At 60.1% G+C, this 21,084-nt stretch carries 21 protein-coding genes; 6 read left to right on the top strand and 15 right to left on the bottom strand.

What is annotated here, in order from left to right; genetic code table 11:
• The first annotated feature begins 32 nt into the window (after window positions 1-32).
• A complete protein-coding gene (gene def, locus HNQ99_RS01210; protein ID WP_184474019.1) occupies window positions 33-569 on the top strand; it encodes a peptide deformylase in 537 nt (178 codons plus the stop codon).
• A 122-nt stretch (window positions 570-691) separates the two neighbouring features.
• Window positions 692-2,083, top strand: coding sequence for a DNA recombination protein RmuC (rmuC, locus tag HNQ99_RS01205; protein ID WP_184473810.1), 1,392 nt, complete (start codon window positions 692-694; stop codon window positions 2,081-2,083).
• Between the two features lie 130 nt (window positions 2,084-2,213).
• On the opposite strand, the gene HNQ99_RS01200 is transcribed toward rmuC, so the two are convergent.
• The 4 genes from HNQ99_RS01200 to recR form a co-directional block, all read right to left on the bottom strand.
• Window positions 2,214-2,627 carry a holin family protein gene (locus tag HNQ99_RS01200; protein WP_184473809.1) on the bottom strand — a complete coding sequence of 138 codons (414 nt, stop codon included), beginning with the start codon at window positions 2,625-2,627 and terminating at the stop codon, window positions 2,214-2,216.
• A 47-nt stretch (window positions 2,628-2,674) separates the two neighbouring features.
• The gene (locus HNQ99_RS01195; RefSeq protein ID WP_184473808.1) at window positions 2,675-3,214 is read right to left on the bottom strand and encodes a glycoside hydrolase family 108 protein; all 540 of its coding nucleotides are present in this window, start codon (window positions 3,212-3,214) and stop codon (window positions 2,675-2,677) included.
• Between the two features lie 85 nt (window positions 3,215-3,299).
• Window positions 3,300-4,955: a M28 family metallopeptidase gene (locus HNQ99_RS01190; RefSeq protein ID WP_184473807.1), complete on the bottom strand. Its 1,656-nt coding sequence runs from the start codon at window positions 4,953-4,955 to the stop codon at window positions 3,300-3,302.
• A 155-nt stretch (window positions 4,956-5,110) separates the two neighbouring features.
• Window positions 5,111-5,707, bottom strand: a complete 597-nt coding sequence (gene recR, locus HNQ99_RS01185) for a recombination mediator RecR (RefSeq protein WP_184473806.1) — start codon at window positions 5,705-5,707, stop codon at window positions 5,111-5,113.
• Window positions 5,708-5,760: 53 nt separating this feature from the next.
• Here recR and fmt point away from each other — a divergent pair, with 53 nt between their 5' ends.
• Entirely contained in the window at window positions 5,761-6,669 is a 909-nt protein-coding gene (fmt, locus tag HNQ99_RS01180; protein ID WP_184473805.1) for a methionyl-tRNA formyltransferase, read from the top strand.
• A 47-nt stretch (window positions 6,670-6,716) separates the two neighbouring features.
• Complete coding sequence (gene truA / locus HNQ99_RS01175; RefSeq protein WP_184473804.1) at window positions 6,717-7,478, top strand: tRNA pseudouridine(38-40) synthase TruA; 762 nt, start codon at window positions 6,717-6,719, stop codon at window positions 7,476-7,478.
• An 86-nt stretch (window positions 7,479-7,564) separates the two neighbouring features.
• Here truA and folP read toward each other — a convergent pair whose 3' ends face one another.
• The 9 genes from folP to HNQ99_RS01130 form a co-directional block, all read right to left on the bottom strand.
• Complete coding sequence (folP, locus tag HNQ99_RS01170) at window positions 7,565-8,683, bottom strand: dihydropteroate synthase (RefSeq protein WP_184473803.1); 1,119 nt, start codon at window positions 8,681-8,683, stop codon at window positions 7,565-7,567.
• Between the two features lie 104 nt (window positions 8,684-8,787).
• On the bottom strand, window positions 8,788-9,915 hold the full coding sequence (locus HNQ99_RS01165; protein WP_184473802.1) for a site-specific DNA-methyltransferase: 1,128 nt from the start codon (window positions 9,913-9,915) through the stop codon (window positions 8,788-8,790).
• Window positions 9,916-10,136: 221 nt separating this feature from the next.
• Window positions 10,137-10,733, bottom strand: coding sequence for a ribonuclease HII (locus HNQ99_RS01160; RefSeq protein WP_184473801.1), 597 nt, complete (start codon window positions 10,731-10,733; stop codon window positions 10,137-10,139).
• Window positions 10,726-11,493, bottom strand: coding sequence for a bifunctional hydroxymethylpyrimidine kinase/phosphomethylpyrimidine kinase (thiD, locus tag HNQ99_RS01155; protein WP_184473800.1), 768 nt, complete (start codon window positions 11,491-11,493; stop codon window positions 10,726-10,728). Before thiD ends, HNQ99_RS01160 begins: the two co-directional genes overlap by 8 nt.
• Complete coding sequence (locus HNQ99_RS01150) at window positions 11,490-11,714, bottom strand: DUF1272 domain-containing protein (protein WP_184473799.1); 225 nt, start codon at window positions 11,712-11,714, stop codon at window positions 11,490-11,492. The genes thiD and HNQ99_RS01150 overlap by 4 nt, the downstream gene beginning before the upstream one ends.
• Complete coding sequence (gene glmM / locus HNQ99_RS01145; RefSeq protein ID WP_184473798.1) at window positions 11,714-13,054, bottom strand: phosphoglucosamine mutase; 1,341 nt, start codon at window positions 13,052-13,054, stop codon at window positions 11,714-11,716. Before glmM ends, HNQ99_RS01150 begins: the two co-directional genes overlap by 1 nt.
• 122 nt (window positions 13,055-13,176) lie before the next feature.
• Entirely contained in the window at window positions 13,177-14,439 is a 1,263-nt protein-coding gene (locus HNQ99_RS01140) for an amidohydrolase family protein (protein ID WP_184473797.1), read from the bottom strand.
• Between the two features lie 59 nt (window positions 14,440-14,498).
• Entirely contained in the window at window positions 14,499-15,905 is a 1,407-nt protein-coding gene (locus tag HNQ99_RS01135) for an amidohydrolase (RefSeq protein WP_246414321.1), read from the bottom strand.
• Window positions 15,905-17,500, bottom strand: a complete 1,596-nt coding sequence (locus tag HNQ99_RS01130; protein ID WP_184473796.1) for a peptide MFS transporter — start codon at window positions 17,498-17,500, stop codon at window positions 15,905-15,907. Before HNQ99_RS01130 ends, HNQ99_RS01135 begins: the two co-directional genes overlap by 1 nt.
• A gap of 235 nt (window positions 17,501-17,735) precedes the next feature.
• On the opposite strand from HNQ99_RS01130, the gene HNQ99_RS01125 reads away from it, so the two are divergent.
• Entirely contained in the window at window positions 17,736-18,314 is a 579-nt protein-coding gene (locus HNQ99_RS01125) for a nitroreductase family protein (protein ID WP_184474017.1), read from the top strand.
• 103 nt (window positions 18,315-18,417) lie between these two features.
• A complete protein-coding gene (locus HNQ99_RS01120; RefSeq protein ID WP_184473795.1) occupies window positions 18,418-18,765 on the top strand; it encodes a GntR family transcriptional regulator in 348 nt (115 codons plus the stop codon).
• Window positions 18,766-18,780: 15 nt separating this feature from the next.
• On the opposite strand, the gene HNQ99_RS01115 is transcribed toward HNQ99_RS01120, so the two are convergent.
• Together HNQ99_RS01115 and HNQ99_RS01110 are read right to left on the bottom strand one after the other, a co-directional pair.
• The gene (locus HNQ99_RS01115) at window positions 18,781-19,452 is read right to left on the bottom strand and encodes a glutathione S-transferase family protein (protein ID WP_184473794.1); all 672 of its coding nucleotides are present in this window, start codon (window positions 19,450-19,452) and stop codon (window positions 18,781-18,783) included.
• A 110-nt stretch (window positions 19,453-19,562) separates the two neighbouring features.
• Window positions 19,563-21,023 carry an efflux transporter outer membrane subunit gene (locus tag HNQ99_RS01110; protein WP_184473793.1) on the bottom strand — a complete coding sequence of 487 codons (1,461 nt, stop codon included), beginning with the start codon at window positions 21,021-21,023 and terminating at the stop codon, window positions 19,563-19,565.
• Window positions 21,024-21,084 lie beyond the last annotated feature (61 nt).

Below are 21,084 nucleotides of genomic sequence, written 5' to 3'. Positions count from 1 at the left end.
ATATTCGCGCGCTGATCTCATATTTTCAGGGCATGGCCATTCTTCCGATCATAGAGACCCCTGACCCGCGGCTTCGCACTATCTCCACGCCTGTGGACGCAATCGACGACGATCTTCAGCGGCTGATCGACGATATGTTCGAAACCATGTACGACGCCCCAGGCATTGGACTGGCCGCCATTCAGGTCGGCGTTCCCAAGCGCGTCCTGGTAATCGACCTGCAGGAACCGAATTCCGAAACGGGGGAAGCCGTGCGCAACCCGATGGTCTTCATCAACCCCCAGATCATGGAGGGGTCGGAGGAACATAGCGTCTATCAGGAAGGCTGCCTGTCCGTTCCCGACCAATATGCCGAGGTGGAACGTCCCGCGACGATCCGCGCCAGTTGGTTGGACCGCAAAGGGGTGATCCATGAGGAAGAGTTGAACGGCTTGCTCGCCACCTGCCTTCAGCATGAGATGGATCATTTGGAAGGTGTGCTCTTCATCGACCATCTGTCGCGGTTGAAGCGCGAGATGCTGCTGAAGAAACTTGCCAAGGCGCGCAAGGACAACGCCCAGGCTGCCTGACCGGAGGAGGGCATATATTCCGTTACTTCTTCCGTTCTTCGGCGCGTATCTCGCTGGCCTGGCTTGAGATGTTCAGGACAAGCCGCTAGGTTCCCTTTTCGTTCCTCACGAAAAGGCTGCTCATGACAGACGCTCTCCCCTGGATTTTTGCCCTTCTGGCGGCCTTTGCTGGGCTCGCTGCGGGCTGGATGCTTGGGAACCGAGGAGTCGCTGACGCGCGCAGGGAGCGCGACGCGCTGGCCGAGCGGTTCAATGCCGCCATCCGGGACCTTGCAAGCGCTTCGGAACGGGTCAAGCTGGCTGGGGAAACCCAATTTCGCCTGGACGCTGCGATTACCGAACGGGACGAAGCAGGCCGGGAACTGGCTGCGCTTCGGTCGCAAAGCCAGGAGCGAGAACGGGCGCTTGGCGAACAATTCGCCCAATTGCAACGCATGAAGGAACAGCTTTCCGTCGAATTCAGCGACTTGGCGCAGAAGGTGATGATTGAGGCGCAGGGCCAGTTTTTGAAACGTGCGGATGAGCGTTTCAATCAGGCCGGCGAGAAGAATGAGGCTCAACTGAAAGCCCTGCTTCAACCGGTGGAAACCACCCTGAAACAATATCAGGAGGGTTTGCAGCGAGTAGAAAAGGATCGAGTGGACAGCTATGCCGGGCTTCGCGAAGCCGTGGACCAGGTGCGCGTTGGCCAATCCCAAGTGAAAGACGAAGCCGCACGACTCGTCAATGCCCTGCGGTCCAGTCCCAAGGCACGCGGACGATGGGGCGAACAGTCGCTGCGCAACGTGCTGGAGCAGGCGGGACTTAGCCCCCATGCCGACTTCCGGTCGGAAGTATCGGTTGATACCGACGATGGAAGGCTTCGGCCCGACGTCATCGTGAGCCTGCCGGGCGGTCGCGAGTTGGTGATCGACGCAAAATGTTCGTTGAACGCTTATCTGGACGCGTCGCAGGAAGTGGATGATGCGCTTCGCATCGCCCATCTCAAAACCCACGCCGCCTCGATCCGCACCCATGCGCAGCAACTTGGCGCAAAGGATTATTGGGCGCGTTTTGGCAAAGCCGCGGATTATGTCGTGATGTATATTCCGGGCGAGCATTTCCTGTCTGCGGCGCTGGAACAGGATGAGGCATTGTGGGAATGGGCGTTTGAGCGCCGTGTCCTGTTGGCGACACCCACGAATCTGGTTGCGATCTGCCGAACAGTCGCGAGCGTCTGGCGCCAGGAAAAGCTGGCGGATGAAGCACAGGCAATCGGCATGCTGGGCAAGGAGCTTTACGAGCGCCTGGCAGTCGCGGCGGGCCATTTGAAAAAGGTCGGCAGCGGGCTCAACAATGCGGTCAATCATTATAACAGCTTCGTTTCCAGTTTCGAGGGGCGCGTGCTGGTTACCGGGCGCAAGTTCCGCGACATGAACATAGAAGCGGGATCGCGTGACATTGAGTTGGTGGAAGGTGTCGACGCGCTGGCAAAGGAACCGCAGGTGGAGGCATTGCCAAGTCCGGCAGAATAGGAGCGGGCTTTGCTTGGATAAACCCGTTCGTCCCTAGCAAAGTCGAGGAATGGTGGCTTGCGCAAGCCTGTTTCGACTTTGCTCGACACGAACGGGAATGGGTTAACCTAAAATCATCGCATTCCAGGTCCTACCTCTCCGCTCCCTTCATCTTTCCCCAGGTTCGAGCAGCGGTATAGCCGAGATAGCCCGTGCCGAAGAGCGCGTAGAGCGGTTCCGGGATGCCCGACAGATAGGCGGTCATTCCTTTGGCTATAGCCTCAGCCATTTCCGGACGGGACGCCGCGATCAGGCCCATGGGAATGGACCAGAGCAGAAGCGCGTACATCACATAGAGAAAGCTCGGCCGGGCGCGGCTAGTCCAGGGATCAGCGGATTGCGCTTCGGCGACAATGGCCGAAAGCTGTGTCTTCATTGCCTCCATTTCCTGGCTGCCTTCGAGTTTCAGCAGTTCCAGCTTCGCCTTGTCGCGGGCATCAGGATCGGGAATGATTTTGTCGATGATCTTGGCGAGGGGGCCAATCAGGCCTTCAAGAAAGGACATTTATGTCTCTCCAATGTCGAAGTTCACACTGTTCCAAGAGGCGGAATTCAGCCAATTCGGTTGGCCATCCAGCCATATAGGAAAGCCTCATTGGCGGGCCGCTGTTCGGCGAGGGTCAGATATCGCTCCCCCTGCAGTGCCTCCATGGCTTTCAGGAGTATGATTTCACCCTTGTCTCCCCTCCCGGCGAGGAAAGCGCGGAGCGCCTTCAGGGTGGCAGGACCGATCTTCCGGTCTACTGTCAAATCGGGATAGTCGCGCTGCTGCCGATTAAGGGCGTTCAAAGCCCGCTGCAAAAAGCCAATGGCGATGGCTGGTCCCATGTTGACGCCGGTGTCGAAAAGTTCGGTCGCGAGCTTTGGGGAGTGACCGCCAACAGCGGCAAAGCCGGGCTCGTCCCAATAGATTTGCCGGTAGATCCTGACAGCGTCCGCCCGCGGCAGGACCCGCATGTCCCCTTCAAAACCACGCGCTTGGGCAACGGCCTGCGTAATGCCCCAGCGCGTCGGCCCGCCCTTGTCCGCCGGATGGTCGCAATAGCCGCCCTCCCGCGCGATCACTGCGTCGATAAGTCTTTCGATGTCCATGATTCAGCCTCCATTTCATTTTGGGGCCGATCATTTATCCTATATGGTTATATGTAGGACAGAGCCTTGGGAAGGTTCCGTCCTTTCATTGCGCTTGCCCTGCCCGGCTTTTATCGCGAATGGCGCGGAACTCGTCGCCTTCCTTCCAATTTGGCCAGTCGCTGGTCATCGCCAGCGCCCGCCCGACGAGATAATAGAGCCGAACGTCGCTCAATGCGCCGTCCCAATTCCAATTGGGGTCATATTCATCCTGCGGCCCATGATAGCGGTTCTTGGTATAATCAGCGACGGCAGCAGCCCCCGCCGTTCGCCCGCCTTGAACAAGGTCTTCGCCGCCCTCGAAATAAAGCATCGGCACGCCCTTCTTGGCCAGGCTGAAGTGATCGGACCGATAATAATATCCCTTTTCCGGTGTCGGCTCATTTTCAGCAACCCGGCCTTCCACCGCCAGCGCCTTATCAAGATAGGCGTCCAGTTCGGACTTGCCTTTGCCGATCACTGTGAGGTTACGAGCTGCGCCGGCCATGCTGAGCGCGTCCATGTTGACCCCGCCAACGGTCTCTGCCAACGGAAACACGGGATTATCCGCATAATATTCAGATCCAAGCAGCCCGGATTCTTCGGCCGTCACTGCCAGGAAAACAAGGCTGCGATCGGGTGCGCCCGCCTTCACATGCGCCTGCGCCAGCGCGACCAGCGCAGCAATACCAGTGGCGTTGTCGATGGCTCCGTTGCAAATATCATCGCCCGTCGCGTCAGCCGTGCAGCGGCCCAGATGGTCCCAATGCGCGGTGTAGAGCACATATTCATCGGGCCGCGACTTGCCCGCCAATAGGCCGACAACATTCTTGGATTGGTGCCTGTGGATGCTGTTGTCGAAAGACAGCGACGCCATGACGCCGTTGAGATTGACCGGCTTGAAGCCCGGCCGCTTGGCCGCAGCCATCAGGACCTCCAGATCCTGCCCGCCGCTCGCCATCAGCTTGCGGGCGGCATCGAACTGCATCCAGCCATTGGCCTTGGTCTGATCCATATGGCCATTGGCTGCGTCGGCCACCTGCTGCGCGCCTGTCCAGCTTGATTCGACCACGTTCCAGCCATAAGCCGCAGGTCCGGTGTCATGGACGATGATCGCGGCGGCCGCGCCCTGACGCGCAGCTTCCTCGAACTTGTAGGTCCAGCGCCCATAATAGGTCATGGCGCGGCCGTTAAACGGTCCATCCAGGCCATTCGTCTGATAGTCGGGATCGTTGACGAGGATGATGACGGTTTTGCCCTTCACATCGACGCCCGCATAATCATTCCAGTTTTTTTCCGGGGCGTTGATGCCATAGCCGACGAAGACGACCGGGCTGTCCTTGATGTCGATGCGCGGTGCGATCCGGTAAGTGCCCGCCACGAAATCGGAACCATAAGCGAAAGAGAGCGGCTGCTTTCCGCCTGAAAAAGTCAGCGGAGATATGTTCTTCGCGGTGATTTCCGCCAGCGGCACATTCTGGAACCAACTGCCCTTGTTACCGGGCTTCAGCCCTGCCTTGCCGAACTGCTCCACGAGGTATGTCAGCGTCTTTTCCTCGCCCGCAGTGCCGGGCGCGCGGCCCTCGAACGCGTCGGAGGAGAGGGTTTGGGTGACGCGTTTCATCGTGTCGAGGCGGATCTGGGGAATCTTTTCCGCTGCGATCGCTGGGGTGGCGAGCGAGAGAGCCAGCGCTAAAGCGAGAAGTCTGCTAATATGCTGCATGTGTCGCATCTCGAAAATTTCAATACCGATTTTGTTGCATTCGCAACTACCCGACGCAAGAGCCTACACAGAAAGCACAGGTCTTCGGTGACAGCTACAGCGATCTTGCTTGGGTTACGTTCCGTCAATGACCTTTAGAAACAGCCTGAAAACATCTACCCCACAGGCCTCCGCGCCCGCAGCGCCTGGGCCAGGGTGCCCTCATCCAGATAATCAAGTTCTCCGCCGACGGGCAAACCATGGGCGAGCTGCGTGAGGCGCACTGGAAATTGCTCGATGCGCTCGGCGATATAATGGGCGGTCGTTTGCCCCTCCAGCGTGGCGTTCATCGCGAGCACCACCTCGTCAACGCCGCCCGCCGCAATGCGCGTAATCAGCGCTTCGATGCTGAGATCCTCCGGCCGAATCCCCTCCAGCGCCGATAAGCGCCCGCCCAGCACATGGAACTTGCCGGGGAACAGGCGCGAGCGGTCGAGTGCCCAAAGGTCGGCCACGTCCTCCACGACGCAGAGCGCGCGTTCGTCCCGGCGCGGATCGGAACAGATGGAGCAGGGATTGACGGTGTCGACATTGCCACACACCGAGCAGGTTTCGAGCGCCTCATTCACTGCCTCAAGCGCGCGAAGGAGAGGCCCCATGGCTGCCTCCCGCTTCTTGAGCAGATACAGCACTGCGCGCCTGGCCGAGCGGGGGCCAAGACCGGGAAGCTTCGAAAGCGCTTGCGTGAGGGACTCAATCTCTGGTGATGCCATGGCAAAGCAGATAAGGGGTTGCGCTCTCTACTGCCAAGCGTTTCAGAGGACCTATGCGTATAATCTACATGGGAACACCGGATTTTGCGGTGCCTACGCTGGAAAAGCTGGTCGAGGCCGGACATCAGGTCGTGGCCGTCTACAGTCAGCCACCCCGTCCCGCCGGTCGCGGCAAGGCGCTGCGCCCAACGCCAGTACAGGCGCGCGCGGAATCGATGGGACTGGAAGTGCGGACGCCGGTTTCCCTGAAGGATCCCGATGTGCAGGCCGCGTTTGCCGCGCTCGATGCCGATGTGGCTGTCGTCGCGGCCTATGGCCTGATCCTGCCCGGCACGATCCTTGCTGCGCCAAAGCATGGTTGCATGAATGTCCATGCGTCGCTTCTTCCACGCTGGCGCGGCGCTGCCCCGATCCAGCGGGCCATTCTTGCCGGCGATAATGTGTCGGGCGTCACCATCATGGACATGGAGGCAGGGTTGGACACTGGCCCCATGCGCGCCAAGCATGTGACACCGATCGAGGACAAGACCGCCGGGCAGTTGACAGCCGAACTGGCCGCCGCGGGTGCCGAATTGATGGTGGAGGTGCTGGAGGATATGGACGCTCAGCCTCCCATTCCCCAGCCGGAGGAAGGCGTCATCTACGCCGCCAAGATCGACAAGGCGGAAGCGCGTATCGATTTTTCCCGCGATGCCTATTCGATCGAAAGGCAGATCAGGGCTTTCAATCCAGCACCGGGCGCCTTTTTCGAATATAAGGGAGAAAGATTTCGCATCCACGCCGCCCATGTCGAGCATGTGAGCGGGTCACCCGGCATGTTGCTTGACGACAGCCTGCTCATCGCCTGCGGCAAGGACGCTATTCGACCGACTTTAATCCAGCGGGCGGGAAAGGCGGCGATGAGCGTAGGGGAATTGCTGCGCGGATTTGAAATGGCTCAAGGGACGGCGGTGGATGGATAACTTTCCTTGCCGCCTGCCCTTGGACCCGAACGCGGCATCGGTATGACATGACCCGATTCGCCCTCACCGTGGAGTTTGACGGCAGGCCATTCATGGGATGGCAGCGGCAGGCCCACGGGCCAAGCGTGCAGCAGGCGATAGAGGAGGCTGCCTTTTCCATAACAGGTGAACGGTGCGTCCTTCATGCGGCGGGCCGTACCGACGCTGGCGTCCACGGGCTAGCCATGCGCGCGCATTTCGACATAGATAAGCCCCTTGCCCCCTTTCGTCTGATGGAGGGATTGAATGCGCTGCTGCGACCGGATCCGGTGGCTGTTCTTGCCTGCGAAATCGTGCCGGATGATTGGCACGCCCGCTTTTCCTGCATCGGACGCTCTTATATCTATCGCATCGCCAACCGTCGAGCGCCGCTCACTATTGAGGCAGGGCTTGCCTGGCGAGTGGTGCAGCCATTGAATCACGCGGCGATGCACGAGGCAGCGCAGATTCTGGTCGGCCTTCATGATTTTACGACCTTTCGATCGGTGCAGTGCCAGTCGGCAAGCCCGGTCAAAACGCTGGACCGGCTGGATGTGGAGCGGCAGGGCGAACATGTGCTGATCCACGCCGCCGCACGATCGTTCCTGCATCATCAAGTCCGTTCTATGGTCGGATGCCTGGCGCTTGTAGGCATGGGAAAATGGCAAGCGACAGATATGCGCGCGGCCCTCGAAGCGCGGGACCGGCAGACGCTGGGCCTCAATGCGCCGCCGGATGGGCTCTATTTCGTAAGCGCCAGCTATCCCGATGAGGAGGCTGAAAATGAGTGAGGATTTCAGCGGAAAATCGGCGCTGATTAACGGGCGCGACGTCGCCATCGCCAATGCCGGAGTCGCCGGGAATGGCGGAACTCACCTCATCCTGCCACAATTGCCGCGTCGCGCAGGCCGCGCCAGAGCTGGAGGGCTTGCCTTGTCTCGTGAACATCATGAACGCGGACCATTTGCGCGCCTTGCTGGACGGCGTGGAAAGCAAGGGCCACCGAACCGCCCAGCCGCTCGTTTGCGGGGGCTTCATTGGCTAGCGCCCCGATGATGCGCTTGCGGCTGGCACCAAAGAGCAGCGGCAGTCCAAGGCCCTGAAACATGGCAAGCCTGTTGCAGATGGCAAGGTTATGTTGCAGCGATTTACCAAAGCCGATGCCGGGGTCGACAATGATTCTGTCGCGCGCGACCCCGGCGGCGACCGCGGCTTCGACGCGGGCGGACAGCCAGTCATAGACATTAATGACCGCTTCGCCATAGGCCGCCTCGGCGTGGGGGTTATCGCCTGCCGAAGGCGAGTGCATCAGCACCACCGGACAGGCCGCCCTTGCCACCACTTCCGTACTTCTTGGGTCGTGGAGAAGGCCGCTTACATCATTCACAAGATGTGCGCCCGCTGCCAGCGCGGCCTCCATGACCGAAGCTTTTCGGGTATCCACCGAGACGGGCACGCCACCCTTGGCCAGACGCTCAATGACGGGGACGACGCGGCTTATCTCATCACCCTCCCAGACGGGTTCAGCCCCCGGACGTGTGGATTCACCACCGACATCGATGATCGACGCGCCTGCTTCATACATGGCGAATGCGGAATCCGCCGCCGCAGAGGGATCGCCTGCATGCTTGCCGCCGTCGGAAAAGCTGTCGGGGGTCATGTTCAAAATGCCCATGACATGGGGCGTATCGAAACGAATGACGCGCTCCCCTAGGGTCAATGGCTGCCGGGATGTCGTAAAACCATGAAGCATGGCGCGGGCATGTTCCGGATCGGAAAGCGCACTAAGGGCTTCTTCCAGATTTTCCACGTGAATGAGGTCGCGATGCAGGCGCTCTTCGCCCTTCATCGCGGTCAGTTCCACGGCAGAGAACCAGAGCAGGCCATGCGCCAAACGCTCGGTGCGGCCATCGAAGCCGATGGGGGAGTCCACGAAGTTGCAGGGGCGCAAATAGATGCGGGCGTCAGTGGGGAGGGAAGAGAGCGCTGCGGTCATGGCTGACGTCTATACCGCTCTTCATTCCCAAGAAAGCGGGAACCCATGCTTTCCATCAATTCGCCCCCTGAAGGCCGCTTTACTTCCCAGGAATGACGGAGAAATTATGGCTCCGTGGCGAGAATATAGGTCTGACGCACCGCGTCGATCGGTTTCAGCGTACCACCCTCTTCATAATGCCAGAACGTCCAGCCATTGCATGACGGCGCCTTTTGCAGGAGGGCGCCAAGCTTGTGAATGGACCCGCTATCCCCCTCCGTTTGGAGCGATCCATCGACGCGCACAACGGCCTTCCATCGGCGCTTTGCGTCATAGAGCGGCGTTCCCGCCTTCAGATAGCCATTTTCGACCAGCGTGCCAAAGGCGACCTTGGGCTGCGCCTTGGGCGACTGCATGATGGTAAGTGCGGACTCATCGAGCGGCAGGGAAGCAGCGATGCGTTCCAGCGCGACTTCGCAATAATCCTCTTCCCGTTCGATGCCGATCCAATGGCGCCCTAAGCGGCGTGCAACCGCGCCGGTCGTGCCAGTGCCAAAGAAGGGATCGAGAACTATGTCGCCAGGTTTCGTGCAAGCAAGCAGGATACGGTAGAGCAGCGCCTCTGGCTTTTGGGTAGGGTGAGCCTTAACGCCGTTGCGCTTCAATCGCTCCTGCCCACCGCAAATCGGAAGCACCCAGTCCGAACGCATCTGCAGTTCATCATTGAGCGTCTTCATAGAGCGATAGTTGAAGGTATAGCGCGCGTCTTCACCCTTCGAGGCCCAGATGAGCGTCTCATGGGCGTTGGTGAAGCGAGTGCCCTTGAAATTGGGCATGGGATTGGCCTTGCGCCAAATGATGTCGTTGAGGATCCAAAAGCCACGATCCTGAAGCGCCGCACCCACCCTGAAAATATTGTGATAGCTGCCGATGACCCAGATAGTGCCGTTCGGCTTTAAAATGCGCCGCGCCTGTTCCAGCCAGGCGTGGGTGAAGGCGTCATAAGCCGCCAGCGTATCGAACTTGTCCCAGTCATTATCCACCGCATCGACGCGCCCGCCCTCCGGTCGGAACAAGTCGCCGCCCAGCTGAAGATTATAGGGAGGGTCGGCAAAAACCATGTCGACGCATGCATCGGGCAGCGCCGCCATTGCGCTGATGCAGTCGGCCCTGATCAGCCGGTCTGCTTCTACCGGCGCGGTCTGGACAGCAGCCTTACCCTTGCGCGTCGAAACGCGTTCCATGACACCCATATTCTTATTGACCCCTGTTGAGCCCTTAGGGTGAGTCCTTGGGAGGACTCCGTCAAGTTCAAAAGCTTAGGAGATGAGCCTGACAAAATGGTTAACGTTGTGAGAACGAAAGGAGTCCCCACGACATATTGGGTCAAGCATGCAGATCCGGACTCAAGATATCGTGGGTGTGGCTGCAAGGACTCAGCGAAAAACTTTGGTAAATTTATGCCACCAGGCGCTCAAAGCAGGACCAGCTGCGCCACTGGGGCGAAGCTTTTGCGGTGCAGGGGCGTGGGTCCATGCAAGCGCAGCGCCTCCAGATGTTCGGGCGTGCCGTAACCCTTATTCCGCTCCCAGCCATAATTGGGGTGGGCGCGCGACGCCTCCACCATCATGCGGTCGCGCGCCTCCTTCGCCAGGATCGACGCCGCCGCGATGGAAAGGCATTTGGCATCCCCCTCCACTATTGCCGTCGAGGCCCAGCGCCACTGCGGGCAGCGATTGCCATCGACCAATATATGCGCGCAGTCGCGAGCCATGGCTTCTACTGCCCGGCGCATTGCCAGCATGGTGGCCCATAGAATGTTGAGTTCATCAATCTCCTCGACGGTGCAAATGCCGATGCCGAAGCAGATCGCGGACTGGCGGATTTCTCGCTCAAGCACTGCACGTCGCGCTGCGGGAAGCTGCTTACTGTCGTTGAGGCCATCAGGCACAGCTTTCCGGTCAAGTATCACTGCGGCCGCGAGAACTGGCCCTGCCAACGGACCGCGGCCAGCTTCGTCTACGCCCGCAACATGGCCGGTGTGCCGGTCCTCATGGGAAAAATCAGGCATAGCGCGGTACACCCACCGGACCATGGCCGCCGCCGAGCCCTGGAGCCGCTATCAGGGCGGCACGGACATATTGCCGTGCTCGCGCGACGGCGTCTAGGAGCGGCATTCCTTGTCCCAATCCGGTCGCGATCGCACTGCCCAGGGTGCAGCCAGTGCCATGGGTGTGAGGCGTCGCTATGCGCTGGTCTTCCCAGCGGGCGATTTCACCGCCCTGATCGAACAGGCGGTCAACCAGCCGATCACCCGGTGCATGCCCCCCTTTGGCGAGCACGATGCATCCGTGGCGCGATACGGCCGCGTCACCGCCCAAAGCTTCCAGCTCTGGCAGATTGGGCGTCACTAGCGTTGAAATCCGCATCAATCGTTCAAATGCCGAAATCGTTTCCGCGTCAGCCAAGGAAGAGCCGCTGGTCGCAACCATTACTGGATCAAAAACAATCGGTAAGTCGCTATATCCGACATCATTTCGTAATTTGGACAGATAATCCGCCGTGGCATTTGCGGTTGGCGCAGAACCTATCATTCCTATTTTTACAGCATCGACGCCTATATCCGACACAATGCTGTCGATCTGCGCGAGCACCATGTCAGTGGGGACGGCATGCACATCCTGCACGCCCAGCGTGTTTTGCGCGGTTACCGCCGTGATCGCCGTCATTGCATGACCGCCCAGCATTGTGATGGTTTTGATGTCCGCTTGGATGCCCGCTCCGCCGCTGCTGTCGGAGCCTGCAATCGCCAGGATGCGCGCAATCTTCACGCCTTTCCTTTCCGCTCCGTGGAAGCAGGATATATCCCCAGCAGACGAGCCGAGCGCGTCGGCCGGTCGAGCAGTTCGCCCCCGCAATTGGGACAAAGATCATCCATTGCTTCGGAGCATCGGGCGCAGAATGTGCATTCAAAGGAACAGATGAATGCGCCGCCCGCGTCGGCCGGCAGATCAACGCCGCAGCGTTCGCAATCGGGCCGCATCTCCAGCATCAGCCCGCGACCTCCGCAACAGCAGCACAGATGCGTTCCACCACATCCTTGACCTGGTCCTGCCGGTCCCCTTCGGCCATGACCCGGATCACAGCTTCAGTGCCCGAAGGACGAATGACCAGTCGGCCGCAGCCGTTCAGTTCCCGCTCCGCCTGAGCGATCACTTCTTGAACCTTTGCATTTTCCAAAGGCTTTCCAGAAGCATAGCGCACATTCTTCAAAAGCTGTGGCACAGGATCGAATTGGTGCAATACCTCGCTCGCGGGCTTGCCGCTTTCCACCACGGCTGCGAGCACCTGCAATGCCGCAATGGTGCCGTCGCCCGTGGTCGCATGATCGGACAGGATCATATGGCCCGACTGTTCGCCGCCGACATTATAGCCCCCCTCGCGCATCTGCTCGAGCACATAGCGGTCGCCCACTTTGGTGCGAACAAGATCGATCCCCTGCCCGTTTAGAAAGCGTTCCAGGCCCAGGTTCGACATGACAGTCGCCACCAGACCGCCGCCGCGCAACGTCCCCGCCTTCGCCCAACTGCTACCGATCAACGCCATGATCTGATCGCCGTCGATGATCTGTCCCTTTTCATCCACCACGATCAGGCGGTCAGCATCGCCATCAAGCGCAATGCCGATATCGGCTCCCGAAGCCACCACCGTCTCCTGGCAGGAGAGCGGCGCAGTCGATCCGCACCCATCATTGATGTTCAAGCCATTGGGATTGACGCCGATGGCGACGATCTCCGCACCTAATTCCCACAGCGCGGAGGGCGCCACCTGATAGGCCGCCCCATTGGCGCAGTCGATGACGATCTTCAGCCTATCCAACCGCAAATGTGCCGGGAAGCTGGATTTGACGGCATGAATATACCGACCGCGTGCGTCCTCCACCCGGCGGGCGCGGCCGATGTCCTGAGATGCAGCAAGCGGAATATCGCTTTCCAGCAATGCCTCTATCTTCAGCTCATCCTCATCGGAAAGCTTGTAGCCATCAGGTCCGAACAGCTTGATGCCGTTGTCGAAATAGGGATTGTGGCTGGCCGAAATCATGACGCCCAAATCAGCGCGCATGCTTTGCGCCAGCATGGCCACAGCCGGTGTCGGCACCGGCCCGAACTGGACCACATCCATGCCGACGCTGGTGAAGCCCGCGACCAGCGCGTTTTCGACCATATAGCCGGAAAGGCGCGTATCCTTGCCAATCACCACACGGTGACGATGCGTTCCGCGCTGGAAATGCGCACCTGCCGCCATACCGACCTTCATGGCCAGCTCGGCCGTCATCGGCCAAGCATTGGTGCGGCCGCGAATGCCGTCCGTGCCAAAGAATTTCCTGCTCATATGCCGGTTCGCAGCCCTCCCAGCGCCGTGCTCCTGTCCCGGTGCCCGCGGCCCGAGACTCCTCTCATTCGCCTATACCGAAATTTGATCGACAATCCAGAACCGGCGCGATCACATCGGCATCATCGGTCATACGCCTTTGGCAAGGCGGCGGGCGCAAGTGAGCGATATCGCTCCCGCAGGCGTGTCTGCCGGGTTTCCATCGACTGCTTCACGCCATCGATAAAGACGATTTCGGGCGTTGAGGACAGCTCCAGCGGATCACCGCTCCAAATCACGACATCCCCCACGCGGCCGGGCTTCAGCGAACCCATGACCTGGCCCAGCCCTGCTGCCTCTGCCGGGGCAGAGGTGATCGTGGCCAGCGCCGCGCCCCATTCCAGGCCTGTCGCACCGGGCACCCTCTGCAAGGCCACAAGGTTCCCAGCATATTGCGGGGTATAGCGTAGCTGATGAGCGTCATTGTCACCGATCATTCCGATGGCGACGGAGACACCCGCCTTCTTCATCCTGCCGACATTGGACTGGGTGGCGTTCAGCCGCTCGAACGCGGCTGGAAGGTCGTTCAGCGCGCTCGCAATGACCGGCACTTTTGCAGCCGCAATCCTGTCCGCGACCATCCAGCCTTCGCTCACGCCGACCAGTACGAGCTTCAGCGCAGGGAAATCCCTCCTGAGCGCCAGCGACTGCAATATGTCGCTCGCCCGCTCCACATGAATGAAAAGCGGAACCGTACCGTTGATGACCGGCACCAGCGCCTGCGCGTCTGCCCGCAGCAGCAGATTGTCCTTCGACCGACCGTCATAGGCCGCTGGCGCTCGCGCATAATCCTGCGCCTCGCGCAGCATAGCCCGGAACAAAAGATGCGAGGCCGCACGACTGCCGCCCGCACTGCTTGCTCCGGCCTCGCCCAGCTCCACGAACTGGAAGGCGCGGGCGCGCGTGATTGGCTCCATGTCGCCGCCAAGGTCTATCACTGCGCCCTGACCCGCAAAGATGCCGCCAAGCGCGACAGGTGCGACAATCGCCCGGGTCACCCCCCCTGCGCGACTTATCGCCACCGGAGATGCCAGCGGATTGATTGCCGGAGCGACATCAATGGCGGCTGAAAAGGGGGATCGAGCTCCCGCATCATTGGTGGATTCCACCGACTCCACCTCAATGAGGCCGACGCGCGAGAATCCCGCGACGATGCCGGGCGTGACCCATTTTCCGCTCGCGTCGACCCGTTGTGCGCCGGGAGGAATGGGAATCTTGGCTCCGGCCGCAGCGATCTTGCCATTGGCGATGACAACCGTGCCGTTGTCAATCGGCGCGCTACCGTCGCCGATGGCGACCTTGCCACCGGTAATGGCGATGGTCTGGACAAGGGCAGGGGCTGACATTGACAGCAGCGCGATGCCTAAAAGGATTCGAGCTGAGGCCGTCGACGCCCTGCTGACCCTCACTTCACATCCCCCTCGCCCGCCTGGCCGAGTTCGAAATCGCTCACCGGCCGCCGCGCCGGATCATTGGCGTCGAACAGCAACGCGCCATCAATCCACACCTTTTCCGGCCTGGTATAGACGCTGAAGGGATTGCCGTTCCACAGCACCACGTCCGCCATTTTGCCGGACTTCAAGCTTCCGGTGCGGTCAGCCACGCCCAAGGCCTTTGCGGGATTGTAGCTGAGCCACTGCCATGCGTCGGCTTCGCTGATGTCCAGCCCCATGCGCCGCCCGTTCGCAAGCGCCTTGGCCGCTTCCTGGTTCAAGCGCTGAATCTGATTTTCATCGTCACTGTGCACGATCGCGCAAGCCCCTGCGCTGTGAACCAGTGGGATATTCTCCTCGATGGCGTCATAGCTTTCCATCTTGAAGCCCCACCAATCCGCCCACATTGCGGAGCAGATGCCGTTTTCGCGAAGCAGGTCCGCGATCTTGTAGGATTCCACGGCATGATGAAAGGCCGTCACCTTGTAATGGAACTCCTTGGCCATATCGATGACGATCGCCATCTCGTCGGCGCGGTAACAATGGTTCTGAACCAGGATCTTGCCCTCCAGGACGTCGGCCAATGTTTCCATGTCGAGGTCCCGCGTCTGTTCCTTTCCCGCCGCCCGTTTCTTTTGATATTCGCGCGCGGCGATCCAGGTCTGGCGATCCAGCGCCACATTCCCCATGCGAGTGCTGGGCTTTTGTCTCCGGGCGCCATAGACGCGCTTTGGATTTTCGCCGCACGCCATTTTCAGGCCATAGGGCGCTCCAGGAAACTTCATGCCCTGAACAGTCCGGGCCGGCACATTTTTCAGTACGACCGAGCGGCCGCCAAACAGATTGGCTGAGCCCGGCAATATCTGCAGGGCCGTGACGCCACCATTGACCAGCGCACGCGAAAAGCCGGGATCCTGCGGCCAGACGCTGTGTTCCACCCATACATCGGCGGTGACGGGTGAGGTCATCTCATTGCCATCACTGTTCGCTGCTACACTGGGCGAGGCATAGTCACCCAAATGGCTGTGGACATCAATGATGCCGGGCGTGATGAATTTACCCCTGCCATCAAGCACCAGCGCACCGGCCGGTATCGGAGTGTCCGGACCGCCAATCGCCTCGACCTTGCCGCCCGACAGGAAGACCACACCGCCATCAATCCGTCCACCTTCGCCATCGAGGATGGTCGCGCCACGGATAGCCGTCGGCTGCGATGGGTAAGGAGCGTAGGTGGAAGGATAGGGATCGAGGGGCCCCGCCGAGAGACTTGCCTTACCCTTGTCGTCTTTCTTGTCCTCTCCCAGGGCCCCGCCGGTCGGCAACAGCGCCAGCCCCATTCCCAGCGCCGCCAGCATTGGAAGCGACCGGGTTAAGGACATCAGCGGGTTTCCCCCCTGGTCTGAACCCCTGCAGCCGCCGGCTCACCAAGCTCTGGCTCGCCCGCCATCGCATGATCGCTGTCATGGTCCTTCAGCGTGTCGAGGTGCATGAGCTTCAGGATCAGAGGAGAGATCACCACCACCGCGACACCAACGGCAACGGCGGTCCACCCGACCGTTGAATATACCGACAGCACTGTTTCCTTGCCTGCCGCCTCCCCTTCCAGTCCCTCAGCGCCGGTGGCTGCCGCGATCAACCCGGCCGCAAAATTCCCTGTGGCCGAAGCGAAGAACCAAGTCCCCATGATGAGGGACGCCATATGGGGCGGCGCCAGCCGGTTCATGGCCGACAGACCCACAGGAGAAAGACAAAGCTCGCCCATGGTGTGCAGCAGATAGATCAGGAAGATAAAGATGACCGGAGTTAGATTTTCTGTGCCAAAGGCCGCGGCGCCCGCAACCAGGGCCAGGAAACCTGCGCCCAGCTGCACCATTGCCAGACCGAACTTCGCGGGCGCCGACGGTTCAAGCCCCCGTCGGCCCAATGCCGTCCATAGCCAGGCGAACACCGGTCCCAAAAGGACGATATAAACAGGATTGACCGCCTGAAACACCGAAGCTGGAACTCCGGCGCGATCGACATGGCGGTCCGTAAACAGGTTCAGCGACGAACCCGCCTGTTCGAACAGCGCCCAGAACAGGATCGATCCGAAGATGAGAAAGATGGCGGCAAAAATCCGGTCCCTGTCCTGCCCCGGAAGCTTTGCGACAGCGGTGTAAAGGACATACGCGACCAATATGGCTCCCGCGCCACCCAGCATCCAGCCGATAAGTTGCTGATATTGGATCAGGGCCCAAATGACGGCCACCGCCCCCACGCCGAAAAGATAAAGCAGCCATTCCAGCTTCAGCCCGGCCACCGGTCGTCTGAGCGCCGCCGGATCGGGCGCTTCACCCCGGCCCATGAGCAGCGGCTTGTACCGAACGAAGACCCCAAGGCCCGCCAGCATGCCGAAACCCGCCAGACCGAAGCCGTAGGACCAGCCATAGGTCTGACCGATGAGGCCACAGAAGAAGGACCCGAGCGCCGCACCCAGATTGATGCCCATGTAGAAAATCGTATAGGCGGCGTCGCGTCGGACATCTGTCCGGGGATAAAGCTGTCCCACGATCACCGAAATATTGGCCTTTAGGAAGCCCGAGCCAACGATGATGAAGGACAGCGCCAACCAGAATATATTGATGGCAAAGCCGCCCTGACCGCCGTCCCCTTCAAATCCCATCAGGAAGTGGCCGAGGGTCAGCAGCACCGCCCCGAAAAGCACGGCCTTACGCTGTCCAAGATAACGGTCGGCCAGATAGCCGCCGATCACGGGCGTGATGTAGACCAGCGCCGTGTATGCCCCGTATATTATCGACGCCTGCTGGTCGGAAAACAGCCAATGCTGCGTCAGGTAGAAGATAAGCAGGGCGCGCATGCCGTAATAGGAAAAGCGCTCCCACATTTCAGCAAAGAACAGGACGAAAAGACCCCGGGGATGGCCCAGGAACGTCTTTCCCTGCTCGATTGGAAAATTGTCTGTCGAAGTCGCCATGAGGGCTTTCCGCTCCAAGATGATCGGGCAACTGAGCCGCCGTATCGGCAACGCAGACTAAACCAAAAATTACGCCTGTGAAGAAGATTATTTCAAAGCAGCCTGTCCCGAAGGGAGAGGTTTATGTGAGAAATATGGGATAAACCTTGTGTTGCTGCGCAGAGCCAAGTGGGGGATCAGGGCGCGGGACGGCACAAGCCTTGGCTACCCTTCGCTGTCGCACTATAGCCGTTCCATGTTTAACGACTTCTCCTCCCCCATTCGCTATTTTCTCACGCGCCGCTCCACCAAGCCTCGCGATTTGGTCGCGCCCGGTCCCGATAGCGAGCAACTGCGCCAGATACTCACCGCAGCCATGCGAACGCCGGATCATGGCAAATTAGCGCCATGGCGGCTTGTCGTGGTTCATGAAGATCAGCGAGAAAAACTGGCGGAACTTCTCTCCGCCGCGTATCGCGCCGAAAAACCGGACGCAGGGCGTTTGGAAATCGAGGCGATGGTGCAGTTCGCCCATCAGGCTCCGGCGATGGTGGTCGTACTGTCATCGCCGGTGCAGGCCAGCAAAATTCCCTTGTGGGAGCAGGAGTTGTCAGCAGGCGCTGTCTGTATGAACCTGCTGCATGCGGCAACTGCGCTTGGTTTTGGAGGCGGGTGGCTGACGGGTTGGCCAAGCTATAATGATCAGGTCCGTGACGCTTTTGGCGAAGCGCATGAACGGATCGCAGGTTTTCTTTTTCTGGGCACGCCGTCCCGACCGCTCGATGAGCGTCCTCGGCCAGATTATTTCGAACACGTAAGGGATTGGGACAGATAATTTCGTTTCGCCTGTGCGCGCTATTGGTTTCCAACCCTCTCTTGTTCAAATCCCGCCAATTCGCCGTTGACCGGACTCGCTGTATTATGCGACTGATGCAGTGATGAGCGAAAGTTGCAAACCGGTCTATCTTCGTCTGCGGGACATCATCTCCGCTTCAATATTGGACGGCGCGTTCCGGGATGGCGATCTTCTCCCATCGGTGCGCGCCTTTGCCGCCAGCCAGCGGGCCAATCCCCTTACAGTCGCCAAGGCTTATCAAAGTTTTCAGGACGATGGGCTGATAATCGTAAAGCGCGGAGTGGGCATGTTCGTTGCCGAGGGCGCAAGCCGGAAATTGCGCTCCATGGAAAAGGCCAATTTTATCGAACATGTCTGGCCGGAGGTGGAGGCACAGATGCGGCGGGTAGGGGTCACCCTTGATGACCTGGCCGTCAATCAAAAAGCGTGAGCGGCTTCCCCGCCTTTAAAAATCCGGCTTTTCATAATGGGCTGGAGGCACAATCACCTCCATCCGTTCCGATAATAAGGGACGGAAAGAGGGCCGCGATTTGAAGCCCGCATACCAGCGCTTGGTCTGTTCATGCCCTACCCAGTCAATGCCCCCCAGATAGTCGGCCACTGAAAGTTGAGCAGCCGCAGTGACGTCGGCCAGGCTCATCGTCGCGCCGCCCATCCAGTTCCGATGGTCGAGCAGATAATCCATATAATCCATGTGGGTGTTAGCGCGCTTCATCGCTTCTCGTAAGACACGGGCGTCAGGAGAGACGCGTTCCACCAGCCGCTTGCGCATCCGTTCGTGCAGCAGGGGCGCAACCACGTCCCCATAGAAATTCTGGTCGAACCAGGCGGTAAGGCGGCGAATTTCCGCACGGCCAGCCGCCCCTCCGCTGATCAGCGGGAATTTTTCCACCGTCTCTTCAAAATATTCGCAAATGGCCTGGGAATCGATGAGGGTGATACCCCGCTCCGTATCGGCCATGACTGGCGTACTGCCGGCCGGGTTCATGTCCAGGAATTCGTCCCGCTGCGCCCAGGGGGATTCCCGCACCAGATCGTAGCCAATGCCCTTTTCACCAAGCAAAAGCCTGACTTTTCTGGAAAAAGGACATAAGGGGAATTGATAGAGCTGCCACATGGTCCCTTATGTAGCGTCCAGGCGCGGATATGCCAGCGGGGATTCCACCGCATTGACAGACCGATTTCATCCAATCGCCAATCAGACTCTTTCCGGTCTTGTTCGGGAGTCTACTTCACCGCAATCGCGCCGCTGCCAGGGTCCCAACCACCGCCAAGCGCACGGAACGATGCCACAGCGGCCCGAGCGGCGGCGGCTTTCGCCTGAACCTCGGCGTCCCGGGTTTCCAGCAGGCGGCGGTCGGCATCAAGAACGTCGAGCAGGCTGGATACGCCACCTTTATATGCAGCCAGCGAGGCGCTGCGCGCACGGGTCAGGGACGTTTCTCCCTGACCAAGAATCTCCGCGCGGGCCTCCTGCTTGACCAAACCGGAAAACGCATTTTCGACATCCTCTGATGCACGAAGCACCGTGAGGCGGTAGGCCGCCAGTTCTTCCGCATTGCGTCCGCGCGCAACCTTGATCTCCGCATCAATGCGCCCGAAGTCGAAGAGCCGCCAACGAAGTCCCATTATCCCGCCAGCCTGAGTGGCGCCGCTTCCCAGAAACCCACCGATCGCCGTCGTGGCGCTCCCAAGCAGGCCGCTTAATGAAAGCTTCGGATAATATTCCGCCATCGCCACGCCGATCCGGGCGTTGGAGGCAGCAAGCCTGCGTTCCGCCGCGATGACATCCGGACGCCGCCGCAGCATTTCCGCCGGGCCCCCGGCCGTCGATACCGAGGGCGGGGCCGGAATGGGTCTGGCCGGGGTGAGTTCTCCGCGAGACGCCCCCGGCTGTACGCCGACGAGCACATCAAGCGCGTTCATCGCGGCATCCAGTCCCTGTTCCAGTTCGGGCACCACGGCCTGAACCTGGGACAATGCCCCTTCAGCCTGGCGCAACTGCAACTCCGCGGCCACTCCTTTTCGGTATTGCAAGGCAATAAGTTCGACCAGGCGCCGCTGAGTATCGCTTTGTTCATTTGCTATGGCGAGACGCATCTGGAGCGCACGGATGAGGATATAGGTGTCCGCGGTCTGCGCGATCACTGCCAGCCGAGCGGCGACCGCCGCCGCTTGCGACGCCTGCCAGTCGGCTCGAGCGGCGTCTCGCGCGGCGTCATTGCCGCCGAAGAGGTCCAACTCCCAACTTGCTCCTAGATTTGCCTCATAGCTTTGCGTTTCCCGATCGAATCCCGGAAATGAGCTCGCCAATCGGCCGATCGACGTTTCCTTGGACTGATAAAGCTCACTGGCCTGCCCGCTTAACTGCCCCGAAGGCAGCAATGCGGCATTCGCATTTTTCAGCGCCGCCCGCGCCTGCGTCACCCGCGCGGTGGCCTGCTGAAGATCGAGATTTTGCGCGAGGGCACGATCGACAAAGCTGGTCAACATCGGATCGTTGAACGACCGCCACCAGTCGACAAGATCGACCGTAGCGATTGGCGCTGCTCGCGCCTCGACCGCAGCTTCACCCATGAACGCCGGCGGGGTCGACAAGGACGGCGCATCATAGCGCGGACCGACCGCGCAGCCGCTCAGGCTCACCGACACCGAAGCCGCGGCTATCAGATGCCGTAAATTCCTCATGGCATCGCCTCCGACAGAAACATCATGTGTGACCAATGATATAATTTGTCACTATTTGTCA

The organism is Rhizorhapis suberifaciens, assembly GCF_014200045.1.
Taxonomy (GTDB): Bacteria; Pseudomonadota; Alphaproteobacteria; order Sphingomonadales; family Sphingomonadaceae; genus Rhizorhapis; species Rhizorhapis suberifaciens.
The sequence above is the reverse complement of the archived record's forward strand: the minus strand, read 5'-3'. Positions and strand labels throughout refer to the sequence as shown.

What these genes read in the sequence shown, in the direction of transcription:
- def (WP_184474019.1), top strand. Translation starts at nt 33, where the DNA reads ATGGCCATTCTTCCGATCATAGAGACCCCTGACCCGCGGCTTCGCACT.
- rmuC (WP_184473810.1), top strand. Translation starts at nt 692, where the DNA reads ATGACAGACGCTCTCCCCTGGATTTTTGCCCTTCTGGCGGCCTTTGCT.
- HNQ99_RS01200 (WP_184473809.1), bottom strand. Translation starts at nt 2,627, where the DNA reads ATGTCCTTTCTTGAAGGCCTGATTGGCCCCCTCGCCAAGATCATCGAC.
- HNQ99_RS01195 (WP_184473808.1), bottom strand. Translation starts at nt 3,214, where the DNA reads ATGGACATCGAAAGACTTATCGACGCAGTGATCGCGCGGGAGGGCGGC.
- HNQ99_RS01190 (WP_184473807.1), bottom strand. Translation starts at nt 4,955, where the DNA reads ATGCAGCATATTAGCAGACTTCTCGCTTTAGCGCTGGCTCTCTCGCTC.
- recR (WP_184473806.1), bottom strand. Translation starts at nt 5,707, where the DNA reads ATGGCATCACCAGAGATTGAGTCCCTCACGCAAGCGCTTTCGAAGCTT.
- fmt (WP_184473805.1), top strand. Translation starts at nt 5,761, where the DNA reads ATGCGTATAATCTACATGGGAACACCGGATTTTGCGGTGCCTACGCTG.
- truA (WP_184473804.1), top strand. Translation starts at nt 6,717, where the DNA reads ATGACCCGATTCGCCCTCACCGTGGAGTTTGACGGCAGGCCATTCATG.
- folP (WP_184473803.1), bottom strand. Translation starts at nt 8,683, where the DNA reads ATGACCGCAGCGCTCTCTTCCCTCCCCACTGACGCCCGCATCTATTTG.
- HNQ99_RS01165 (WP_184473802.1), bottom strand. Translation starts at nt 9,915, where the DNA reads ATGGGTGTCATGGAACGCGTTTCGACGCGCAAGGGTAAGGCTGCTGTC.
- HNQ99_RS01160 (WP_184473801.1), bottom strand. Translation starts at nt 10,733, where the DNA reads ATGCCTGATTTTTCCCATGAGGACCGGCACACCGGCCATGTTGCGGGC.
- HNQ99_RS01150 (WP_184473799.1), bottom strand. Translation starts at nt 11,714, where the DNA reads ATGCTGGAGATGCGGCCCGATTGCGAACGCTGCGGCGTTGATCTGCCG.
- glmM (WP_184473798.1), bottom strand. Translation starts at nt 13,054, where the DNA reads ATGAGCAGGAAATTCTTTGGCACGGACGGCATTCGCGGCCGCACCAAT.
- HNQ99_RS01140 (WP_184473797.1), bottom strand. Translation starts at nt 14,439, where the DNA reads ATGTCAGCCCCTGCCCTTGTCCAGACCATCGCCATTACCGGTGGCAAG.
- HNQ99_RS01135 (WP_246414321.1), bottom strand. Translation starts at nt 15,905, where the DNA reads ATGTCCTTAACCCGGTCGCTTCCAATGCTGGCGGCGCTGGGAATGGGG.
- HNQ99_RS01130 (WP_184473796.1), bottom strand. Translation starts at nt 17,500, where the DNA reads ATGGCGACTTCGACAGACAATTTTCCAATCGAGCAGGGAAAGACGTTC.
- HNQ99_RS01125 (WP_184474017.1), top strand. Translation starts at nt 17,736, where the DNA reads ATGTTTAACGACTTCTCCTCCCCCATTCGCTATTTTCTCACGCGCCGC.
- HNQ99_RS01120 (WP_184473795.1), top strand. Translation starts at nt 18,418, where the DNA reads ATGAGCGAAAGTTGCAAACCGGTCTATCTTCGTCTGCGGGACATCATC.
- HNQ99_RS01115 (WP_184473794.1), bottom strand. Translation starts at nt 19,452, where the DNA reads ATGTGGCAGCTCTATCAATTCCCCTTATGTCCTTTTTCCAGAAAAGTC.
- HNQ99_RS01110 (WP_184473793.1), bottom strand. Translation starts at nt 21,023, where the DNA reads ATGAGGAATTTACGGCATCTGATAGCCGCGGCTTCGGTGTCGGTGAGC.